This window comes from Aquibium sp. A9E412, from assembly GCF_030398335.1.
Taxonomy (GTDB): Bacteria; Pseudomonadota; Alphaproteobacteria; order Rhizobiales; family Rhizobiaceae; genus A9E412.
Map to the genome: position 1 here is coordinate 1 of NZ_JAOAOP010000122.1, position 3,735 is coordinate 3,735.

General features: G+C 76.3%; 3 protein-coding genes. All 3 read left to right on the forward strand.

From position 1 onward, the window contains the following. Positions 1-388: uroporphyrinogen-III synthase (locus N1F89_RS20375; protein ID WP_290086318.1), on the forward strand; the 388-nt coding region annotated here is incomplete at its 5' end. A 105-nt stretch (positions 389-493) separates the two neighbouring features. Beyond that, positions 494-2,200, forward strand: coding sequence for a hypothetical protein (locus tag N1F89_RS20380; RefSeq protein ID WP_290086319.1), 1,707 nt, complete (start codon positions 494-496; stop codon positions 2,198-2,200). Between the two features lie 10 nt (positions 2,201-2,210). Next, positions 2,211-3,735, forward strand: a 1,525-nt coding sequence (locus N1F89_RS20385) for a heme biosynthesis HemY N-terminal domain-containing protein (RefSeq protein ID WP_290086320.1), incomplete at its 3' end; no start/stop codon positions are given.

Sequence of the window (3,735 nt, forward strand, 5' to 3'; positions counted from 1 at the left end):
CGAGACGGCCGGCACGCCGGTGATCTATCTGTGCGGCCGCGTGCGCACGGCGGCGCTGGAGCGGGCGCTGGCGGCGGCCGGGCTCGACGTCGGCGCGGTCGAGACCTACGACACGGTGCCGGTGCACCACACCAGCGACCATGTGGCGCATGTCACCGGCTGGAACCCGGTCTGGGGCACCCTCGTTTTCTCTGCCGTGGCCGCACAGCAGTTCGCGGCGCTGCGGGCGCGCAGCGCGCTGGCGCTGCTGTTCGGCAACACGCGCGCCTTCTGCATCTCGCAGCGCGTGGCCGCGGCGCTGGACGGCGAGATGCCGGCGCAGCGCGTGGCCGTTGCCGAGCGGCCCGACGAGGCGGCGCTGCTCGACCTTCTGGCGGCGCACACATGAGGGCGACGGCGTTCTCTTTTCTGCCGAAGCCTCTATGCTAGGACGCGACACGGGACGCGCACGCCGCTGCCGCGCCCGCAGCCCCACCTCCCGCGGAGACCGCCGATGGTCAAGACGCCCAGAACCCGCCACTCCAAGCCCAAGCGCGACCCGGTCACGATCGATCTCGAGGCCGAGTCGGTGAAGCGCGAGCCAAGCTCCGAAACGGCGAAATCCGCCGCCGGCGGGCCGGGCGGCGAAGGCGCGGGCAAGCCGCCGGCGGGCGGCACTGCTGCCGAGGCGTCCGACAAGGCGAAGAGCGACAAGACCGACAAGTCTGACAAGGCTGAAAAGCCGGCGCAGGCGAGCGCGGGCGACCGGCCGGCCGCCGACGCGTCCGGCTCCCGCGGCAGCGCCGCCGCGGCCGACAAGCCGGCTGCGGCGGCCGGCGCGCGGGCGCAGGACAAGCCGTCTTCGAGCGACCGGGACAAGACTGCCGGCGCCGCGGCCACCGGGGCATCCGGGTCGACGGCGTCCGCCGGCAGCCGCTCGCAGGCGCGTTCGGGCGGCGGCTTCGGCCGCGACGGCGGCGCCGGCGGCGGCGGCAGCACGCCCGCGGCCCCGCGCGGCGGCGGCAGCGGCCGGGCGCTGCTCGCCGGCATCGTCGGGGCGCTTCTCGTGCTGGCGCTCGCCGCGGTGCTGCAATGGCGCGGCCTGCTGCCGGTGCCGGGCGCACCGGGCGGCGATGCGGCCTCGGCCGAGGTGGCGAGCCTGCGCGGCGAGGTCGAGCGGCTTGCCGGCGAGATCGAGGCGCTGCGCACGGCCGGCGAGGACACCGACGCGCTGCGCCAGGCGCTCGGCGAGGCGCAGCAGCGCGTGGCCTCCGTGGAAGACACGCTGCAGTCGCTCGGCCAGGAGGTCGCGGCGCTCACGGAGGCGGTCGCCTCGGGCGAAGCCGGCGAGGCACCGGGCCTCGAGGCGCTGCAGGACCAGTTCGCCGCGCTGGAACGGCGCGTCGCCGACATGGCCGAGGCCGGCGCCGCCGACGGCGCGCTGAGCCAGGCGCTGCGCGAGCGCCTTGCCGCGCTCGAGGAGCAGGTCGCCGGACTTTCGGGCGACGGCGGCGCCGGCGGCGAGGCGCTGGCCGCGCTGCGCGAGGAGGTCGACGGGCTCGCGGCCGCGGCGCGCGCGGCCGAACAGGCGGCCGCCGCGGCGGCCGAACGGGCAAGCGCCAACGAGGAGCGGCTCGCCGGGCTCGACCAGCGGCTGGCCGGCATCGACGAGCGGCTCGGCGGCCTGGCCGACCAGCTCGGCGAGGCGGGCGGCCAGGAGCGGTTGGCGCTGGTCGTTGCGGCGACGGCGCTCAAGTCGGCGATCGACCGCGGTGCGCCCTTTGCCGCCGAGCTCGAGGCCTATGCCGCGCTGGCGCCGGAGGCGCCGGAGCTCGAGCGGCTGAGGCCGCATGCGGGCGAGGGGGTGGCGACGCGGGCCGAGCTCGCCGCGCGCGCCTCCCAGGCCGCCTCGCGCATGGTCGATGCGGCGCGCACCGCTGCGCCGGACGCCGGCTTCTTCTCGCGGCTGTGGTCGAGCGCCCAGTCGCTGGTCACCGTGCGGCCGGTCGGCGAGGTGGCGGGCGACGACGCGCCGGCCATCGTGGCGCGCATGGAGGCGGCGGTCGCCAACGGCAATTACGAGCGGGCGCTGGCCGAGTACGAGGCGCTGCCGGCTGCCGCGCAGGAGGCGGGCGGCGAGTTCGCCGCGGCGCTGCGCGCACGGCTTGCGGCCGAACGCGTGGCGGAGCGGGCGCTGTCGCAGGCGCTGACGGCGGCCTGAGGAGTCATCGATGCTGCGTATCCTGTTCTTCCTGCTCGTCGTCTTCCTGCTTGGCGTCGGCTTCGCCTGGCTCGCCGAGCGGCCCGGCGAGCTGGTGCTGACGGTCGCCGGCTACCGCTACGAGCTGACGCTGATGGCCGCGGCGGTGATGCTGGCGGTCATCGTGGCGGCGGTGATGCTTGCCTGGTGGGTGCTGCGCGGAGTGTGGAACAGCCCCTACATGGTGGCGCGCTATTTCCGCGTGCGTCGGCGCGACCGCGGCTATCAGGCGCTGTCGACCGGGCTGATCGCGGCCGGTTCCGGCGACGGCGGCCAGGCCCGGCGCATGGTGCGCCAGGCGGGCAAGCTGATCGATTCGGACCGCGAGCCGCTGATCCACCTGCTCGACGCCCAGGCGGCACTGCTGGAGGGCGACCACGACACCGCGCGCGAGACCTTCGAGGCGATGCTGAAGGACCCCGAAATGCGGCTGCTCGGGCTGCGCGGCCTCTATCTCGAGGCCGAGCGGCTGGGCGAGCGCGAGGCGGCGCGCCACTACGCCGCCGAGGCCGCCGAGGCGGCGCCGCAGCTCGGCTGGGCGGTCGAGGCGACGCTGGAGCAGAAGACGCAGGAGGGCGACTGGGCCGGCGCGCTGAAGCTCGTCGAGGCGCAGAAGGCGACGCGCCAGGCCGACCGCGAGGCGCTGGCGCGGCGCCGCGCGGTGCTGCTCACCGCGCAGGCGGCCGAGCAGCTCGACAGCGACCCGGCAGCCGCCCGCGTCGCCGCGCTCGAGGCCAACCGGCTGCAGCCCGACTTCGTGCCCGCCGCCGTGCTCGCCGCCAAGGCGTATTTCCGCCAGAACGACCTGCGCCGCGGCTCCAAGGTGCTGGAGGCGATCTGGCGCAAGGAGCCGCACCCGGAGATCGCCGAGGCCTATGTGCACGCGCGCACCGGCGATTCCACGCACGACCGGCTGGCGCGGGCCAAGAAGCTGCGCGGCCTCAAGGCCAACAACATCGAATCCTCGCTCGCCGTGGCGCGCGCCGCGCTGGAGGCGGGCGAGTTCAAGGAGGCGCGCGCGGCCGTCGAGGCGGCCATCCGGCTGGCGCCGCGCGAGAGCGCCTATCTGCTGCTCGCCGACATCGAGGAGCAGGAGACCGGCGACCAGGGCCGGGTGCGCCACTGGCTGAACAAGGCGCTGCGCGCGCCGCGCGACCCGGCCTGGGTGGCCGACGGCTACGTGTCGGAGCGCTGGGCGCCCTATTCGCCGGTCACCGGCCGGTTCGACGCCTTCGAGTGGCGCGTGCCGATGGCGCGGCTCGGCCAGGTGATCGAGGGCGAGGAGCCGGAGGATACGCTGCCGGTCAGCGCCCTCGCCGCGCCGCCGGAGGCCGACGACGCGGCGGAGGCCGACGTGGTCGAGGCTGAGACGGTGGTGATGGGGCTCGACCGGCGCCCGCCGGAGGCGCCGCCGCCCGAACCCGCAGCCGAACCGCACGACGCGCCGCGCCGGGCCGATGCCGATGCCGGGCCGGCCACCGCTCGGCAGGCCGCGC

Bases quoted from the DNA above. Each gene is read 5' to 3' on its own strand.
- N1F89_RS20380 (WP_290086319.1), top strand. From the start codon at position 494: ATGGTCAAGACGCCCAGAACCCGCCACTCCAAGCCCAAGCGCGACCCG.